The 16,963-nt window shown below is 72.0% G+C and carries 14 protein-coding genes; 6 read left to right on the top strand and 8 right to left on the bottom strand.

Going from position 1 to position 16,963, the window contains the following annotated elements; all coding sequences use genetic code 11:
• Window positions 1-97 precede the first annotated feature (97 nt).
• A complete protein-coding gene (locus Aiant_RS28305) occupies window positions 98-559 on the top strand; it encodes a phage tail protein (protein ID WP_189336122.1) in 462 nt (153 codons plus the stop codon).
• 24 nt (window positions 560-583) lie between these two features.
• Here Aiant_RS28305 and Aiant_RS28310 read toward each other — a convergent pair whose 3' ends face one another.
• A complete protein-coding gene (locus Aiant_RS28310; protein WP_189336121.1) occupies window positions 584-1,759 on the bottom strand; it encodes a cytochrome P450 in 1,176 nt (391 codons plus the stop codon).
• A 38-nt stretch (window positions 1,760-1,797) separates the two neighbouring features.
• Window positions 1,798-2,838, bottom strand: coding sequence for an MBL fold metallo-hydrolase (locus Aiant_RS28315; RefSeq protein WP_189336120.1), 1,041 nt, complete (start codon window positions 2,836-2,838; stop codon window positions 1,798-1,800).
• Window positions 2,839-2,917: 79 nt separating this feature from the next.
• Here Aiant_RS28315 and Aiant_RS28320 point away from each other — a divergent pair, with 79 nt between their 5' ends.
• Window positions 2,918-3,508, top strand: coding sequence for a TetR/AcrR family transcriptional regulator (locus Aiant_RS28320; RefSeq protein WP_189336119.1), 591 nt, complete (start codon window positions 2,918-2,920; stop codon window positions 3,506-3,508).
• A 4-nt stretch (window positions 3,509-3,512) separates the two neighbouring features.
• Here the strand turns inward: Aiant_RS28320 and ppk2 are convergent, their stop codons facing one another.
• A complete protein-coding gene (gene ppk2, locus Aiant_RS28325; protein WP_189336118.1) occupies window positions 3,513-4,328 on the bottom strand; it encodes a polyphosphate kinase 2 in 816 nt (271 codons plus the stop codon).
• 160 nt (window positions 4,329-4,488) lie between these two features.
• Between ppk2 and Aiant_RS28330 the strand changes: the two genes are divergently transcribed.
• Window positions 4,489-5,520, top strand: a complete 1,032-nt coding sequence (locus Aiant_RS28330) for a hypothetical protein (protein ID WP_189336117.1) — start codon at window positions 4,489-4,491, stop codon at window positions 5,518-5,520.
• Window positions 5,521-5,526: 6 nt separating this feature from the next.
• Here Aiant_RS28330 and Aiant_RS28335 read toward each other — a convergent pair whose 3' ends face one another.
• Entirely contained in the window at window positions 5,527-6,921 is a 1,395-nt protein-coding gene (locus Aiant_RS28335; RefSeq protein ID WP_229831374.1) for a ricin-type beta-trefoil lectin domain protein, read from the bottom strand.
• 226 nt (window positions 6,922-7,147) lie between these two features.
• Between Aiant_RS28335 and Aiant_RS28340 the strand changes: the two genes are divergently transcribed.
• Complete coding sequence (locus Aiant_RS28340) at window positions 7,148-8,440, top strand: hypothetical protein (protein WP_189336115.1); 1,293 nt, start codon at window positions 7,148-7,150, stop codon at window positions 8,438-8,440.
• 19 nt (window positions 8,441-8,459) lie between these two features.
• Complete coding sequence (locus Aiant_RS28345) at window positions 8,460-9,617, top strand: FAD-dependent monooxygenase (protein WP_229831373.1); 1,158 nt, start codon at window positions 8,460-8,462, stop codon at window positions 9,615-9,617.
• A gap of 131 nt (window positions 9,618-9,748) precedes the next feature.
• On the opposite strand, the gene Aiant_RS28350 is transcribed toward Aiant_RS28345, so the two are convergent.
• The 4 genes from Aiant_RS28350 to Aiant_RS46625 all read right to left on the bottom strand — a co-directional run bounded on the left by Aiant_RS28350 (window position 9,749) and on the right by Aiant_RS46625 (window position 16,149).
• Window positions 9,749-11,212, bottom strand: a complete 1,464-nt coding sequence (locus tag Aiant_RS28350) for an NF041680 family putative transposase (RefSeq protein WP_212846531.1) — start codon at window positions 11,210-11,212, stop codon at window positions 9,749-9,751.
• A 110-nt stretch (window positions 11,213-11,322) separates the two neighbouring features.
• The gene (locus tag Aiant_RS28355) at window positions 11,323-13,107 is read right to left on the bottom strand and encodes a RiPP maturation radical SAM C-methyltransferase (protein WP_229831033.1); all 1,785 of its coding nucleotides are present in this window, start codon (window positions 13,105-13,107) and stop codon (window positions 11,323-11,325) included.
• Window positions 13,108-13,130: 23 nt separating this feature from the next.
• The gene (locus Aiant_RS28360; protein ID WP_189334677.1) at window positions 13,131-13,379 is read right to left on the bottom strand and encodes a hypothetical protein; all 249 of its coding nucleotides are present in this window, start codon (window positions 13,377-13,379) and stop codon (window positions 13,131-13,133) included.
• Window positions 13,380-13,389: 10 nt separating this feature from the next.
• The gene (locus tag Aiant_RS46625) at window positions 13,390-16,149 is read right to left on the bottom strand and encodes an AfsR/SARP family transcriptional regulator (protein WP_189334678.1); all 2,760 of its coding nucleotides are present in this window, start codon (window positions 16,147-16,149) and stop codon (window positions 13,390-13,392) included.
• 82 nt (window positions 16,150-16,231) lie between these two features.
• Between Aiant_RS46625 and Aiant_RS28370 the strand changes: the two genes are divergently transcribed.
• Window positions 16,232-16,957, top strand: a complete 726-nt coding sequence (locus Aiant_RS28370; RefSeq protein ID WP_189334679.1) for a hypothetical protein — start codon at window positions 16,232-16,234, stop codon at window positions 16,955-16,957.
• Window positions 16,958-16,963: the final 6 nt, after the last annotated feature.

A 16,963-nucleotide genomic window follows, 5' to 3' on the forward strand; every position in this document is an offset into this window, starting at 1 on the left:
ACCTTGCCGTTGCCGGGGATTGACTGGCCGAAGTCCCTGCGCAGCTGTGAATCAAACTGTGGGTGGGTGGCCGCCGGGGATGACACCATGATTCGTCATGAGCTATGTCGTGGACTTCGAGACCGTTTCGACCGTGGGCCTCGAGTCGTCGCCGGTCGCGGAGGCGCTGGCCGGGCTGCGGGCGAACGAGGCCCGGTACTTCAAGAACAAGTACGGGCACGTCTTCACGGTCGAGGCCGCGAGTGACGCCGAGGCGACGATCGCGTGGGTGAGCCGGATCCTCGCGGAGGAGCGCGGCATCGTCGTCGCCGCCCGGCCGCTGGAGGCAACCGCGTTCCAGGTCGAGAACATCCGGATGGCGTACGTCTTCTACGAGGACGGACTGTCGATCAACGTGATGTACACCGTCGACGAGGGCGGGAAGCGGGCGGTCGGGTTCAAGCTCTCCGACGGGATGGAGGTTCCCGCGGAGCTCGGGGCGTTCAAGTTCGCCCGGCAGAAGTCGAAGCTGGCCGGGACCATCCGCGGGTCGTACTTCGTCATCAAGAACGAGTACTGACCGCGCAACCTCCCGGGCGAAGGGCTAGGCGAGAACCGGGAAGTGGAGCGGGAGCCGGTCGGGGCCGTGGGTGCCGATGGCCGGGCGCCACGTCACCTCGCCGGTGATGACCGGTGGGCCGAAGCGGCGCGTCAGGATCGGCAGGGACTCGGCCAGTTCGGCCTGGGCCAGAGCGGCGCCCAGACAATAGTGCGGGCCCGCGCCGAACTGGAGCAGCGGCGCCTCGAACCCGGCGGTGATGTCGAAGACCTCGCCCCCGGGATAGGCGCGCGGATCGCGCTGGGCGGTCTGTGCGGCGATGGTGACGAAGCTTCCGGCGGTGACGGACAGGCCCTGGAACTCGAAGTCCTCGACGGCGCGGTGGAAGATGCTGGCCGCCGCCGGCCGCCAGCGCATCGTCTCGGTGACGGCGTTCCCGGCCAGGTCCGGGCGGTCGTGCAGCAGCGTCCACTGTGCCGGGTGCTCGGCGAAGGTGACCAGGGCGTTCGAGAACTGCTGGCGGGTGTTGTCGTGGGCGCCGAAGACCAGGGTGACCAGCAGGTTGCGCAGCTCCTCGCGGGTGACCGCCTGCTCGGCGACCATCGCGGAGATCAGGTCGTCGGCCGGGTTCTTGGTCTTCTCGTCGATCAGCGCGTCGATGTAGGCGTCCAGGCCGGTGACGGCCTGTTCGACGCGGGCCGCCTTGTCGCCGCCGGTGGCCAGGGCGAAGATCAGGCCCAGGTCGCTGGACCAGACGCTGAAGACGTCGTGGTCGGCGGCGGGCACGCCGAGCAGCTCGCCCATCACCGCCAGCGGCAGGCGGTCGGCGAAGGCGCCGACGAACTCGACCTCGCCGGCCTCGGCGATCTCGTCGGCCAGCGCCTCGGCCGTCGCGCGGACGAACGGCCGCAGCCGGCCGATGGTGCGGGGTGTGAAGGAGCGGGAGACCAGGCCGCGGAGCCGCCGGTGGTCGGGGCCGTCCCGATTGACGATCATCGGCACCCACCAGTCGTAGATCGGCCCGGAGGTGATGCCGTTGCGGCGCAGGTAGTCGTCGCCGCCGTGGTCGAACCGGCGGTCGCGGAGCAGCTCGTGCGCCTGCGCGTGGCGCAGCACGAACGGGCCGAGCGGGCTGTCGGCGTACCAGCCGGCGGCCTGCGCCGCGAACACCTCCGGCGCGGTCAGATCAAAGTCGGGATCAACGACATCGAGGTACGGCATAACCGAGTGTGCCGCGCCGTCCACCAAGAGCAGAAGTCTCAGGCGACCTGCTGCCACCAGGCGTCGATCTCCGGCGGGCCGTCCACGTCGACCCGCTGGCCGGGGCGCGGGATGGCGAGCCGCACGTCGCGGGCCTTGGCCTCGCGCCAGGTGCGGTCGGCGGGCTCGGCCCACCGGTGCGTCGCGAGGTCGAAGGTGGCCCAGTGCACCGGGATCAGCAGGCCGCCGTGGACGTCGAGGTGGGTGGCCACCCCGTCCTCCGGGACCATGTGGATGTCCGGCCAGTCGGCGCCGTACGCACCCACCTGCACCAGCGTGACGTCGAACGGGCCGTGCTCCGCGCCGATCGCGGCGAAGCCGGGGAAGTAGCCGGTGTCGCCGGAGTAGAAGACCCGGCGGGCCGGTCCCTTGATCACCCAGCTGGCCCAGAGCGTCTCGTCCCGGCTGAACCCGCGCCCGGAGAAGTGCCGTGCCGGGGTGGCGATCAGGTCGAGGCCGGCCACCCGGGTGCTCTCGTGCCAGTCGAGCTCGGCGATGCGATCCTCGGGCACGCCCCAGCGCTCCAGGTGCGCGCCGACGCCGAGCGGCACCACGAAGGTCGCCGGGTGGTGCGCGGCCAGGTGCTGGACGGTCGCCATGTCGAGGTGGTCGTAGTGGTCGTGGGAGATCACCACGGCGTCGACCGCAGGCAGCTCGTGCAGCGGGACCGGCGGCCGGTGCAGCCGGCGCGGGCCGGCCAGCTGGGAGGGGGAGCAGCGGTCGCTCCACACCGGGTCGAGCAGCACCCGGCGCCCCTCGATCTCGATCAGCGCGGTGGAGTGCCCGTACCAGGTGACGTGCAGGCCCTCGGCGTCGGCGGGAGCAGCGCTGACCAGGGGGATGTCCTGGTGCGGGCGGCGGGCCTCGGTGCCGGTGAAGGCAGCGACGGCGATCCGCGGGAGGGCGGTGAGCGACACGGAGGAGGCGGTGGGCACGGGGTTGCGGAACTTGCCGTCGGCGAACTGGGGCGAGGCTTCGACGCGGGCGCGGCGGGCTCCGGTGGACTTTCCGCCCAGCTGGGCGGCGAGGTTCGAAGGCATGCCCTCAATGTAGGCGGTGATAACAATGTAGGCAACGATCACAATGTGTTCGTCGCCTACATCACGGTAGGCTGGTGGCATGAAGACCCGTCCGTACCATCACGGGGACCTGCGCGCCGCCCTGCTCGCCCTCGCCGAGGACACCCTGCGCGACCGGGGGCCCGGCGAGCTGTCGCTGCGTGAGCTGGCCCGTGCGGCGGGGGTCAGTCCGGCCGCGCCGAGCCGGCACTTCCGGACCAAGCAGGCGCTGCTGGACGCGCTGGCGCTGGAGGGCTTCGACCGGCTCACCGCCGCGATGACCGAGGCGCTGGCACGGACCGGCGACTCGTTCGGCGAGCGGCTCACCGCACTCACCCGGACGTATGTGACGTTCGCGATCGGCAACCCGGCGCTGCTGGAGCTGATGTTCTCGCGCAAGCACGAGCCGACCGCGCCCGCGGAGCTGATCGAGGCCACCCAGCGGTTGATGGCGATGGCCACCGGACTGATCGAGGACGGCCAGCGCCGGGGCGAGGTCCGGGAGGGGCCGGTGATCCGGCTCGCCGTGCCGCTCGCCGCCGTCCTCCAGGGGATGACCGATCTGGCGTTGAGCGGCGGATTCACCGAGGAGCAGGTCGAGGAGGGACTGGTCGAGATGATCGACTTCATCCGGCGCGGTTACCGGCCCTGAGCGGCTAGGAGCGAGCCAGTTTCGCGGCGTGGTCGGGCACGAACGTCTGCATGTCGCGCGGCGTCCGCTGATAGCCGCTCGACGGCGGCCGGGGCGGCAGCGACAGCGGCACCCGCTGCACCTCGTGGTACGGGATCGTGGAGATCAGGTGGGCGATCATGTTGATCCGCGCCCGCCGCTTGTCCTCGCTCTCCACGACGTGCCAGGGCGCCTCGGGGATGTCGGTGTGCAGGAACATCTCGTCCTTGGCCCGGGAGTACTCCTCCCACCGGCTGATCGACTCGAGGTCCATCGGGGAGAGCTTCCAGCGGCGCATCGGATCGGTCAGCCGGGATCGGAACCGCTCCTCCTGCTCGTGATCGCTGACCGAGAACCAGTATTTGCGCAGCAGGATCCCGTCCTCGATCAGCAGCCGTTCGAAGATCGGGCACTGGTGCAGGAAGCGCATGTACTCCGCCTGGGTGCAGAAGCCCATCACCCGCTCGACGCCGGCCCGGTTGTACCAGCTCCGGTCGAACAGCACGATCTCGCCGGCGGCCGGGAAGCGCTCGATGTAGCGCTGGAAGTACCACTGCCCGCGCTCCCGCTCGGTCGGCGCGGGGAGGGCGGCGATCCGGGCCAGGCGCGGGTTCAGGAACTCGGTGACCCGCTTGATGGTGCTGCCCTTGCCGGCCGCGTCCCGTCCCTCGAAGACGACCACGACCCGGGCGCCCTCGACCTTGACCCACTCCTGGAGCTTGACGAGCTCCCCTTGCAGGCGGAACAGCTCCGCCTCGTACGCCTTCTTCGGCAGTCGTTCGACCCGATCCTTCTTGGCCACGCGGCCCACCTCCTCCGAGCCCGCCCTCAGTCGGCATCCTCCCTCGTTCCACGCCCGGACCCGGGCCGGTTCGGATGGTGCAACAACCGGCCGGACATCGCTGATGACAAGTTCTTCGATACAGTCACGCTCCCAGGCGAGGGAAGAGGCTGAGCGCGGCATGGCTGACACGGGGGACGAGCGGGCCGATCCGGCGGCCGGTGACGAGACGGTGGCGCCGGTGCCCACCGACACCCTGGCGGGGAACGCGGCCGAACAGGACGAGCCGACCACGACCGGGGACGCCGACAAGACCGCGTACGCACCCCTGGCCCAGTGGGCGATCCGGGCCGGCGGGCGACCGCAGCCGGCGCCCGGTTCCGGCGAGCTCCAGACGCCGGCCGACCCGTGGCCCGAGCCGATCCAGGGCCTGGTGCCGCCGCTCGGCCAGCCGCCGTTCGAGGCGGCGGAGCTGCTGCGGCTTGCCGTCCCGGAGGCCGTGCCACCGAAGCCCCGGCGCCGGCTGGGCGCGATCCTGGCGGCCGTCGCCGTCGCGCTCCTGATGGGCGCGGCCGGCGTTCTGGTGGCGCTCTGGCCGGAGAAGGACGCGGGTCCGGTGGCGGCGCCGACCGGCGCACCCACCGAAAAGGTGGCGACGAAGCCCGCGGAGACGACGGCCCCGCCGGCGACCCCCGCCGGGCCGAAGCCGCGGGAAACGCCGCTGAGCAGCAATTTCGATGTGGATCCGATCTGCGCCGGCGAGGCCTACTGGCCGATGCAGCCGAAGCGGACCGGCAGGGCGCCGCACCCGGTGCTGGTCTACGGCGACCAGGGCAACGGCGACCGGCTGCCGTTCACGATGTTCAAGACCTGGTTCCTGAAGGGCAAGGCGAAGGAGGCCGTCTGGTCGCCCCAGCAGGACCCGGCGAAGATTCAGATGGTGGCCTGTGTGGACCGGGTGTCGGCCGGCGCGAAGCTGCGCACCTGCACCTACAAGGCGCCGGCCGAGCCGGGGACCGGGACGATGTACCGCGCCTCCTACCGGTTGCACGTCTACGAGACGGCAACCGGCAGGAGGGTGCTCGACACCAGGCTCGCCGGGACGGTGAAGACCTGCCCGTACGCCCTGAGCGTCCCGACCGACAAGAAGCTCTACATGGAGGTCAGCGAGGAGGACCTGGTCGCCGCCCTCGGCAAACTCGTCGAGGGGTGACGCGGGTCAGCCCCGGTACCCACCAATGATCTTGGTGAACTGGTACGCGGACTGGGTCACGCCGCTGCACGTGTCGTCGTTCGGGTAGGCGCCGGGGCACTGCCGGTCCCGGTTCAGCGACCAGAACGTCAGCCGCGCGATGGTGTGCTGCTGGGCGTACGCCGTGATGGTCTGCATGTCGGCCAGGGTGACCGTCGCGTGCTCGTCGGTGATCCCGTTCATCGACGAGATGCCCACGTGCTTGTACGCCTCGGCGTCGGACCAGCCGTACGCGGACTTGAGTTTGTTCTTCAGGCCGTCCGCGGCCTGAATGGTCAGCTGACCCTGATTGCCGCTGGTGTTGCCCCAGTCGAAGGTCATGATGCCCCAGCCGTCGACCACCAGTCCGGCGGCCGCCGCGCGCTTGATCAGCGAGTCGTCCGGACCGGTCGTCCCGCTGCCCAGCGTGATGTAGACGGTGATCCCGGGGTTGTTCGCCTTGATCGTCTTCAGCGCGTCGACGGTCTTCTGCTGGTCGGTCGCGTTGTTGTACGGCGTCCCCTCGATGTCGATGTCGATCGCCTTGAGCGAGTACGCGTTGATCACCTTCTGGTACGCCGCGGCCAGCGCCGACGCGCTCGGACAGTAGTGCTCCAGCCAGGGACCGCTGGCGCCGCCGAAGGAGACCACCACGTCCCCGCCGTTGGCCCGGATGGTGGTGATCGCGGCCTGGTCCTGGCCGCCGGTCAGCGCCCGTCCGCCGTCCCACTTCGGGTCGCAGGTGCCGCTGTTCAGCATGAACGCCATGGTGAACCACTTGACCCCGGTGGCGGTGGTGACCGCGGTGAGGTTCGGCGGGTTGCCCCAGCCGGTGTAGTAGTAGGGCGCGACGGCCTTGATGCCGGGCCCGCCGGTGGAGGGGGGTGGGGTGGTGCCGCCCGAGGAGCCGAAGGTCCACTTCTGGTTGGACGTGCCGGTGCACGACCAGATCTGGAGCTTCGCGCCGTTCGCGGTGTTCTTGTCCTTGACGTCCAGGCACTTGCCGGACGCCTGGTTCACCAGGTCGCCGGCCGCGCTCAGCGTCCACTTCTGACTGCTCACGGTGTCGTAGCAGTCCCAGAGGTGCACGGCGGCGCCGTCGGTGGTGGCGTTGTTCGCCACGTCCAGGCACTTGCCCCTGCCCTGCACCGAGCCGTTGTCGGCAAGGGTCCAGAGCTGGTTGGCGCTGCCGGCGACGCAGTCCCAGAGCTGGGGCAGGTTGCCGTTGGCGGTGGAGCCGTCGGTGACGTCCAGGCACTTGCCGTTCAGGGCGCTCTTCAGGGTGCCGGCGCTGGCCGCCGAGGCGGTGCTGACGCCGAGGGCGCCGAGAGTGCCGACGACGACCGCGGAGGTCACGATGGCGAGGATGCGGGAGCGTTTCACGGGGGATCTCCCTTGCCGAGGGGATTGGAAAGGTGGCTTACGATTACGCCTCCGTCGATGTGTCGTCAACCTCACGTGAGTGTCACGAACGCCGCGTTTTCCCAGCTCAAAGGCGGTAGCGCGGGCAACCATAAGGGAACCTTAAAATTCGGGAATCCATGAAACACGGCAATGCCGGTCGATAGGGGGTCGTACACTCCCGGGCCCACCCTTCGATCGGAGACGCATGAAGCGCTTCCTGGCCGGCACGCTCGCCGGTGTCACCGCCCTGACCCTCACGGTCGGGTGTGCCAAGCAGTTGCAGCAGCTCGAGCCCAAGCTGGCGATCCAGAAGGCGGCGGAGAAGCTGGCGGCCACCGGCAAGGCCGGTTTCACCCTCAAGGCGGGCGGCAGCGTCGACGACCTGATCGCGCTGGCCAAGAAGGAGTCCGGCACCGGTGAGGGCGCCTTCACCGACGAGGACGCCGACCTGCTCCGCAAGATCTACCGCTCGTCGTTCACGGTCGCCTGGGACAAGGCGGGTGACGGCGTCGCCGACGACAAGGCCCTGATCAACGCGGTGATCGACGGCGTGACCGGGCTCGAGATCCGGGTGGTCGACCAGGTCGCCTACGTGAAGGCGCCGGTCAGCGACCTGGCCGCGAAATTCGGCGCCTCGGCCGCCGACATCGCCGAGATCCGCAAGGAGATGGGCGCCGCGGTCCCGGGCGTCGAGACCCTGCTCGACGGCGGCTGGGTCTCGGTCGACGCGGCCGGCCTGAAGAAGCTCAGCGAGGGCAGCGTCGGGGTCGCGCCGAGCACCGACCCGGCGCAGAACGAGAAGCTCGCCGCCGAGGTGCAGGCCAGCGCGCACAACCTGATCGAGGGCGCCGAGGTGGTCCGCGACGGCAAGGACGACACCCACCTGGTCGTCACCACGTCCACGGTCAAGGCGTACACCGAGGGCAAGCGCCTGGTCGAGGCGATGGCGACGATCGCCGGGGGGCCGACCTCCGAGCTGCTCGACAAGTCGCTCGGCTCCGAGCTGGACAAGCCGCCGGCGGACAAGCCGATCGTCATGGACCTGTGGGTGGACGACGACGGGTTCAAGGCGTTCGAGATCAACCTGCTCCAGTTCGCCGAGGGCAGCACCGGTCGCGCGACCCTGCGAGTCGACATCGCCTCGGGGGCGGACATCGCCGCTCCGGGCGACGCCACGAAACTCGACGTCGCGAAGATCTTCGAGCAGATCGCGGGCGCCGGTGCCGGCGTCGGCGGCCCGGGTGGCCCGATCGGCCCGGGCGGCGGGGCGGAGACCTGGGCCGGGCTGCTCGGCTCGCAGGCCATGCTGCTCGCGGTGAGTGACGGCAAGCCGGCGGCGCACCTCAAGGAGGCCGCCCGCAAGCTGACCATCCCGGGCGTGACCGTGAAGGTCGTGCGGCGCGGCGTCGCCGAGGTCACCTCGGCCGGCGGCGTCGCGTGCGTGACCGTCCCGGCCAGCACGTCGGGCGAGCCGGAGGTCGTCGCGCACGCCTGCTGACATGGCAGAATCGCGAGCGATGAGGATCAATGTGATCGGCGCCGGAATCGGCGGCCTGACGGCGGCACTGTCGCTGTTGGACGCCGGTTTCGACGTCCATGTGCACGAGCGGGCGTCCGCGCTGACCGAGACCGGCGCGGGCATCCAGCTCAGTCCGAACGCGACCCGCGTCCTGCACGGCCTCGGCCTGGAGAAGGAGCTCGCCCTCACCGCGGTGCGACCGCTCGCGTTCCACCAGCGCCGCTGGGACGACGGCCGCACCCTGCAACGCGCGCCCCTGGGCGACCAGGTCCAGGCCCGGTTCGGTTTTCCGTACTACCACATGCACCGGGCCGACCTGCTCGCCTTGCTCGCCGCCGCGTTCCCCGCCGAGCGGCTCCACCTGGGCCACCGGCTGACCGGGATAACCGACCACGGCAGCCACGTGCGGGCGCATTTCGGCGATGGCGGGACCGACGACGCCGACGTGCTGGTCGGCGCGGACGGCATCCACTCCCGGGTGCGCGCCGAGCTGTTCGGCGCCGAGAACCCCCGGTTCACCGGCTGCGTCGCGTACCGCGGGCTGGTCCCCGCCGACCGGGTGCGCGACCTGGCGATCGAGGTGTCCGCGCAGGCCTGGCTCGGCCCCGGGCAGCACTTCGTGCATTACTTCGTCAGCGGGCAGCGGCTGCTCAACTTCGTCGCGGTGCTCGAGCGGGACGCCTGGACGCACGAGTCGTGGACCGACCGCGGCGACCTGGCCGACGTGCTGGCCGCGTTCGACGGGTGGCATCCGCAGGTGCGGGAGATCGTGACGGCCGCCGACGAGACGTATCTCTGGGCGCTGTTCGACCGGGCGCCGCTGGAGCGCTGGTCGCGGGGCCGGGTGACGCTGCTCGGCGACGCCTGCCACGCCATGCTGCCGTTCCTGGCGCAGGGCGCCGCGCAGGCCGTCGAGGACGGTGCCACGCTGGCCCGCTGCCTCGCCGACGGTGGTGATCCGGCCGAGGCGTTGCGGCGCTACGAGACGTCGCGCCTGGCCCGGACCAGCCGGGTGCAGGCCATGTCGGCGGCGAACAAGACGCGGTTCCACCTGCCCGACGGCCCGGACCAGCGGGACCGGGACGCGGACCTGGCGGCGGGCGCGACCGGCTGGTCGTTCGACGCGATCGCCTGGCTCTACGAGCACCGGGCTTAAGGCCTGTTTCATAACCCGGCCGAGTGCGAGGCGAGGTCAGGAGTGTGGCTGGCAACGGCGGACGCTGCCAGGCGCGCTCCTGGCCACGCCGCAGCCCCGGTCGGGTTATGAAACAGGCCTTAACTTGAGTTTTAACCGGTGCGGCGTGGTCTGGGTCTGCTCGAGATTCTCTTCGTCTTGTCGCTTGGGCTGGTGTTTGGGCTGGTGACGATGTGGACGTCGTGGCGGGTGGCCGGCTGGTTGTTGCGGCGGCCGGGTGGGCGTCCGGGGCCTGGCCGGGAGGGTTTCGGTGCAGCAGTAGGACTGCCGGTCCTGCTGTGCAGGTTCCGAAACCCGCGCCGGACGCGGGCGGGCGTGAGCCGTTCGGCAGGCATGGGTCGTTCCCAGGGGCGGCGTAGGTCGCTGACCGCTGCTCGGGCGAGTCGCAGTTGGGTGTAGGCCGCCAGCACGAGCCAGGCCCAGCGGTCGGCGGCCTCGGGGTCGCGTAGTTTTGGGCGGGTCCAGCCGAGGGTCTGTTTGAGCATGCGGAAGGTGTGCTCGATGTCGAACCTGCGGAGGAATGCCTGCCAGGCCAGGTTGACTTCGTGGCTGTCGGCGGTGGGGTGGGACCACCAGAGCCAGACCGGTTTCGGGTTGCCGCCGGACGGCAGTTGTTCGACGCTCAGTCTGATGACGGTGCCCTCGATGATCGGTAGCTGCCCGTTTTGGCTGATCCAGGCGGTGCGGTGAGTCAGACGCGGATGCAGCCGGTGCCAGGCTCGGGCGGTCGCGGCGCCGTAGAGGCGGGTGTCGGTCGTGGTAGCCGCGTCGGGCTCGCCCCAGCTGGCAGGGTCGCCGAAGAGGAACTCGCCGCCGTGGCGGGGCGGACGGCCGGTCGTGCCTGGCGTCCGGGCTGGTGCGGGCCGGCGCAGGACTCGGTCGGAGCGCATCCTGACCAGGATCTGCACGGGCAGGTCGGTGAGCAGGAACGCCAGTCGGGGTCCGTCGTAGCCGGCGTCGGCGACGATCCAGATGTCGGGGTCGCCGGGCTGCCAGTGTCCGGCGGCGATGAGCCGTTCGACCACGTCGCGGAGTTGCCCGGCGGTGATCGTGGCAGTGTCGTCGCCGGGTGCCAGGCGGCGGGCGTCCAGGGGTGCGGTCCACGAGCTGCGGCCGGTCTCCAGGGCGGTGACCAGTGAGTATGGCCAGCCCGGGACCATGATGTGGGTGTCCTTGCCGCGGCCGTAGGTGTGGCAGAGCACCCGTTGCGGGCTGGTGTGGGCCTCGGGTCGCAGCCAGCAGGTCACGTCCACGGCCAGGACGATCCGTCCGTCAGCGGCTCTCGGGACGGTGACCGAGGCCAAGGCGGTCCGTAGCCGGTCGACGTCGATACGGCCGCGGCTCAGGGCCGCGTACAGCGAACCATGACTGCGCCGATGTTCACCGGTCAGTGACAGCTCGGGCAGCGAGATCACCGGGCCGTCCCCGCACAACAGCGCGTCCACCAGCTCGAACAAAGCATCCGGACGGCGGCTCAGGCAGCGGTGGAACTCCTGCCTAAACGCGGTCAGCTGCCCGACCGCGTCAGCCGGAACAGCGTCGTGCACACTGATCAACAGACAGCCCTTGATTCGGTTTTCTTCCCTAGACAAGAAGATCATCAATCAAGGGCTGTCTCCATGATCAGCCAGGGTCGATACCGCCAGGCCGCACGTTAAAACTCAAGTTAACGGCCGGGCACCGCCGGGGTCGCCAGGGCGACCACCAGGGACCCGTCCCGGAAGATCAGCCCGCGCCGGGCGAACTCGGCGAGCACCTCGTCCACGAAGCCGGGCCGGCCCAGTCGCCGGTGGATCGCCGCGACCCCGGTCGGCCGATCCACACAGGACAGGTACACGTCGGCGATCGCGCCGTCGAAGGTGTAGGTGCCCGCGCTCTCCGGGTGCCGGGTGTCGTGGATCTGCACCACGCCCGGCGCCGCCCGATAGGTGAGCGCCGGCCGCGGCTCCCGCGACCAGGCCCGCGACCAGGCGTCGAGCGCGTCGCTCAGCGGGGCGTAGACGTGGTCCGGCAGGGCGTCACCGGAGGCGTCGTCGAAGAAGTAGGCCAGCCGGGCGTGGTCGAAACCGGTCGGGTACACGTACCGATAACTGGGGGTGGGTGTCTTCTTCTCGATGCTCGTGAAGAGCGGGCTGAAGCGCTCCAGCCAGATGCGGCCGGATCCCTCGGGTGGTTGCAGGTGCGCCAGGTGCGGGATCAGGGCCGTCTGCTCCGCGTAGTCGCCGGCGGTCTCGCCCGGGAAGCCCCACAGGATGCTCCACGCCACATCCAACCCGTAGTAACCGGCCCAGCGGAGCAGGTTCACGTTCTGTGCGGCCCGCACGCCCTTGTTCATCAGCCGCAGCACCGTTGAGCTCAGCGATTCCAGGCCGGGCTGCAACCGGGTCACCCCGCCGCGGGCCAGCGCGCGCAGCTGCTCCCGGGTCAGGTTCGCCTTGGCCTCGTAGAAGAACTCGTAGTCGTGCCGCCCGTCGGCGATCGCCGGGAACAGCTCGGTGAGATGCCGCATGTCGAGGATGTTGTCGACCGCCTCGAAACGCAGCGTCCGGTGCCGGCGCGACAGGGTGTCGAGTTCGGCGAGGATCCGCTGCGGTGACTTGCTGCGGTAACTCATCGTGGTCGCGTTGAGGCCACAGAACGTGCAGTGATGCTTGGCGCCCCACCAGCAGCCGCGGGAGCTCTCGAAGGGCAGCCAGACTTCGCGGCGCTCGGCCGGGGAGAGCAGGCCGAGGCGCTCGGCGCGGGCGAAGTACTCGCGGTAGTCCGGTGGCGGAAGAGCGTCGAGATCCTCCTGCGGAGGAGCGGGCGCGGTCACTTTCAGACCGCTGCCCGCACGGCGGGCGATTCCCGGTACGGCCGCGGGCTCCGCACCCTCGGACAGCGCCCGCAGCACGGCCGGGAACGCCGTGTCCGCCTCCCCGGCCACGATCAGGTCGATCACGTCGACCCGGCGCAGCAGCTCCAGCCCCATCTCGTCGTCGAACCCGGCCCCGCCGAAGATCGTGACCAGCCCCGGGTGGTCCGCCTTCAGCCGCCGCGCCAGCGCGAACGACGCGACGTTCTGCTGGAACGTGCAGGTGAACCCGGCCACCTCGACCCCGGCCCAGGGATACCCCGCCGCCAGGTCGTCGAGCAGCGCGGGAACGTCCCGCTCCCGGGCCCGCAGCAGCCGGTCCCGCCGCGCCCCGGTGATCCCCAGCTCGTCGAGGAACCGGCCGTCCGGGTCGGGCGCCGCCGCGCCGAACGCCGCCGGCGCGAACAGCCAGTCGCCGAGCAGCGGCCCGCGCGCGTCGGCGACCGACCGGTAGAAGTCCGTGCCGACGCGGGCCGCGAAGTCCAGGTTGGCGTGCAGGGTGTCGACCGGGAAGCCGTGCGCCGTGCCGATCGCCCGGAGCAGCCCGAGCTGGATCGACGGCCGGTCCACGCTCATGAACGGCATGGCGACCAGCACGGTGCGCACGGTGCGGCGGGCGGTCAGCGGCCGATCTTCATGACGGTGACCCGGACGGTGCGATCCGCGGACGGCTCCGGGGCGAACGAGGCCTCGAACTGATCGTCCACCGAGTCCACCTCGACGCTCACGCTGACCCGGAAATCCTCGCCGACCGACTCGCGGATCGCGGTGACCAGGGCGCGCAGCAGTTCCGGTGCCGGCAGATCACCCTGTTCGACGGCCTCGGCGAGCGCGTCGATGTCCTCCCGGTTGACGACTACCTCGTCCATGTCTCTCCTCTCAGGTGCCGGCCCGGGCGCGGATGGCCGCCGCGCCCGGATGGTCGATCAGGTCGAGCAGGTCCGCGGCGGATCGCCAGGCCGCGCGGGCCGCCGCGGCGTCACCGGCCGCGTGGTACGCGTCGCCCAGCGAGGCCGTGCTGTCCGCCTCGTTGTACCGGTCATCGAACTCTTGATAGAGCGCCACCGCTGTCCGGTACGCGTCGATCGCCTCCTGATGCCGGCCCAGCCGCTGCGTGGCGTATCCGAGGCTGTCCCAGGTCTCGGCCTGCCCGAACCGGTCCCCGGCCTCGGCCTGCAGGCGCAGCGCCGCCCGGCACACGGTGACCGCCTCGGCGTAGTCGCCGAGCATGGCGTGGAACCAGCCGATCGCGTTGAGCCCGCGGCCCCGCCCGGCCCGGTGCCCGGCCGCGGTGAACAGCTCGACGGCCTGTTCCGCGTGCCCCAGCGCCTCCCGGTACCGGCCCTGCACCTCCAGCAGCCAGGCCAGGTGCCGGTGGGCGTGCGCCTGCCCGGTGACGTCGCCCGCCGCCCGGTGGAGCCGCAGCGCCTCGGCCAGGTGCGTGCCGGCCTCGTCCAACCGGCGCAGCCGCACGTAGGCGCAGCCCAGGTAGCGGTGGGCGAACGCGGCCTCGGCCGGCTCGCCCCGCCGCCGGGCGGCCGCCAGCGCGGCGGACAGCGCCTCGATCGAGTCGTGCCAGCGCCCGTGGTACGACAGGTACCGGGTCAGCGCCCAGGCCAGCTGCCACGCCATCTCGTCGTCCGCGGCCCCGCCCAGCGCCGCGAGCATCACGTGGTACTCGGCGCCGAACCAGGCCCGCGCCTCCGGCTGCCCGGCCGGGCGTTCCGCGACGGTCCCGGCGGGCAGCGGCGGCGGCGCGGCCACCGGCTCGTCGCGCAGCGGGTTGAGCAGCAGGTCGGCGGCGTACGCGCTGTGCACGTAGTAGCCCAGCACCCGGCGTGCCGCGGCGGCCCGCTCCGGCGCCGGGTCGAGCGTGCCGGCCAGCTCGGTGGCGTACGCCCGGAGCAGGTCGTGCAGGGTGTACCGGACCCCGGCCCGCTCCAGCAGGTGCGCCCGGGTGAGCTCGTCCAGCGCCGGCCGGACGGCGGTGACCGGCACCCCGGCCAGCGCGGCCGCGGCCGGCGCCCCGAGGTCCGGGCCGGGATGCCCGGCCAGCCGCCGGAACAGCTCCGCCGCCGCCGGGCCGAGCTGCCGGTACGACCAGGAGAAGACGGCCCGGACGTTGCTCTCCAGGTCGGGGTCGGTGAACTCGGTCAGCCCGCCCTGCGCCTCGCGCAGCTCCCCGGCGAGCGCCGCGAGCGGCAGCTCGGGCGCGACGGCGGCCCGGGTGGCGACGATCGCCAGGGCCAGCGGCAGCCGCGCGCAGCGGGTGACGATCTCGTCGACCGCGTCCGGCTCGGCGGCCACCCGGCGCACGCCGATCCGGTACGCCAGCAGGTCCCGGGCCTCGCCGGCCGGCGGCAGGCCGAGCGCCAGCGGGTGCGCGCCGGCCGTGGTGACCAGCCCGGCGAGCCGGTTGCGGCTGGTCACCACGGCGAGGCAGCCGGGCGCGCCGGGCAGCAGCGGGCGGACCTGCTCGGCGTCCCGGGCGTTGTCGAGCAGCAGCAGCACCCGCCGGCCGGCCAGCAGGCTGCGGAACAGCCCGGCCCGGGCCTCCAGCCCGGCCGGGACCCGCTCCGGCGGGACGTCGAGCGCGTCGAGGAAACCGCGGAGCGCCTCGGCCGGCGGGACCGGGTCGCCGGTCGCGTCGAAGCCGCGCAGGTTGACGTAGAGCTGGCCGCCGGGGAAGTGCCGGGCGGCGCGGTGCGCCCAGTGCACGGCCAGCGCGGTCTTGCCGATGCCGGCCATCCCGTCGATCGCCACCGGCCGGGCCGGCGTGGTCGCCCGGACCGCCTCCAGCTCACGCAACTGGGCGGTACGCCCGGCGAAGCCGTACACGTCCGGCGGCAGCTGGGCCGGGACGGGCACCGGCCGGACCGGTGGCGGGGCGTGCGCCTCGCCGCGCAGGATCGCCTCGTGCAGGGCGCGCAGCTGCGGGCCCGGGTCGGCGCCGAGTGCCTCGGCCAGCCGGGTGCGGACCGCGGCGTACCGGTCCATCGCCTCGGCGTCCCGCCCGGTCCGGTGCAGCGCCTCCATCAGCAGGGCTTCCAGCGGCTCGGCGAGCGGATACTCGGCGATCAGCGGGGGAGCGGCGGCGATCACCGCGTCGGCGTGCCCGAGCCGCAGCTCGGCGCGGGCCCAGGCGACCACGGTGTCGAGCCGGCGCTGGTGCCAGGCCTGCCGGACGCCGGCCGCCCAGTCGCCGGTGAGCGCCGCCAGCGGCGCGCCGCGCCACAGGCTCAGCGCCTGGGCGAGCACGGCCGCCCGGTCGGCCTCCGGGCGGTCCGGGTCCCGGCCCTGGTCGGTGAGCCGGCCGAACCGGTGCAGGTCGACCAGGTCCGGGTCCACGTCGAGGACGTAGCCGGCGTGCCGGCGGTCGAGCCGCCCGGCGGCGTCGTCGCCGAGCACCGCGGCCTGCCGGAGCAGCCCGCGGATCCGGCTGATGTGCGAGTACAGGACGTTGCGGGCCTCGGCCGGCGGGTCGTCGCCCCAGACCCGGTCGACGAGCGTCTCGATCGGCACCGGCCGGCCGGGGTCGACGGCGAGCGCGGCGAACACCGCCTGCTGCCGCGGGGTCCCGGTGTCGAGCGGCCGGCCCGCGGCGAGCAGCTGCACCTCCCCGAGCAACCGGACGTCCATAGTGCCCCCCCGCACCCATGCTTGCCTGCGCCGCAAGGTGGCCGCAAGGTACGTGAGCAGGACAGGGGACGACCGTTCGGGCATGACTGACCACCACCATCACCCGAGCGGCGAGTGCGACACCACCGGCCGCCACGGCATGCTGCTGTTCGGCGCCGGCCCGGTCTACCTGTCGCACCTGCCGATGTACCACTGTCCACACCACTTCCAGGTCCTGCTCGAGGCGGAACTGCCGCCCGGCGTCCTGGAGAAGGTGACCGGCGACGGCCTGTTCACCTTCGACCCCGACCCGTTCCCGATCGCCGAGCTGGGGCCGCACGACGGGCCGGCCCGGACCACGCTGACCGGGACGGTGTTCCGTGGCCACTTCGAACGCGGCGGCACCCCGATCGCCAAGGGCGTGCGGGTCACCGTGCGGCGCGTCGTCTGGTTCCGCGACATCGAGGACGCGGCGGCCTCCGGCGGCGGGTTGCCGTACCTCTGCTTCGGCCGCGGCGAGCAGGTGTTCCTGGCCCACGAACTGACCACCCGGCCGAATTTCGACCAGGTGCTCGCGGTGCGGTTCGTACCCGGCACGGTACGCACCCAGGTCGGCCATCCGCTCGACGACGACGTCGCCGAGCTGCGCTTCGACCAGGCGCAGCCGGTCACGTTCGGCCGCGACGACGGCATCGACCGGCGGCTGCACGCCGGCGAGGTCGCCACCGGGTCGTTCGCGCTGACCCGATCGCCCAGCTTCTCCCGCGGCTTCACGGTCGGCGTCGAGGTGGAGCGGGAGCTGTACCTCGAGATCGACGAACTGGCCTGAGAGGCG

The sequence above is a fragment of the Actinoplanes ianthinogenes genome (genome assembly GCF_018324205.1).
Taxonomy (GTDB): Bacteria; Actinomycetota; Actinomycetes; order Mycobacteriales; family Micromonosporaceae; genus Actinoplanes; species Actinoplanes ianthinogenes.